Genomic DNA, 693 nt, shown 5'->3' with positions numbered 1-693 from the left:
TTTCCATAAGGTGTTCCTGGACGGAGGGTACGCCAATCTGGTTTACCAGCTCGCCGAAGAATCCTAGTACCACGAGGCGACGCGCGTCCCGTTCAGAGATGCCGCGGGCCATCAGGTAGAACAGCTGCTCGTCATCAAAACGGCCCGTCGCAGACGCGTGGCCCGCACCCTCAATCTCACCATTTTCGATTTCAAGATTTGGCACGGAATCTGCACGCGCTCCCTCGGAAAGCACGAGGTTGCGGTTCAGCTCGTAAGTGTCCGTTCCGTCAGCGTTTGCGCCAATCAGACAGTCACCCACCCAAACTGCTTGGGCATCCTTGCCTTGAAGCGCACCCTTGTAGGTAACGCGAGAGTAGCAATGCGGCTGCGTATGCGCGATGAACGGGCGATGTTCCAAATGCTGGCCAGCATCAACGAAGTACAGGCCAAGCATTTCAATATTGCCCCGCGGGGACGCGAACTCAGTATCTGCGCTCAGACGAACGAGGTCGCCTCCGAGCGTGACTACCACGTGACGCAACTGCGTGTCGCGCCCCGCCCGCATACGGTGATTCGAAGCGTGAGTAGCAGTGTCTTCCCACTCTTGGAGAGAAACTACCGTCAGCTTTGCCGCATCAGCCGCATCGATCTCTACAGTCTGGTTCAGCTTTCCCTTACCCTTGTGGTTGATTACTACCACTGCCTCGCTAG

At 57.1% G+C, this 693-nt stretch carries 1 protein-coding gene; it reads right to left on the bottom strand.

Features of this window, described 5'->3' with window-relative positions; translation table 11 throughout:
* The coding region (gene sufD / locus HMPREF1627_RS01770; protein WP_034500595.1) for a Fe-S cluster assembly protein SufD at nucleotides 1–693 on the bottom strand (693 nt) is incomplete at both ends.

Source organism: Actinomyces sp. S6-Spd3 (genome assembly GCF_000758755.1).
Lineage (GTDB): Bacteria > Actinomycetota > Actinomycetes > Actinomycetales > Actinomycetaceae > Pauljensenia.
Note: the sequence above shows the minus strand (reverse complement) of the source record. Positions and strands in the feature narration are given on the sequence as shown.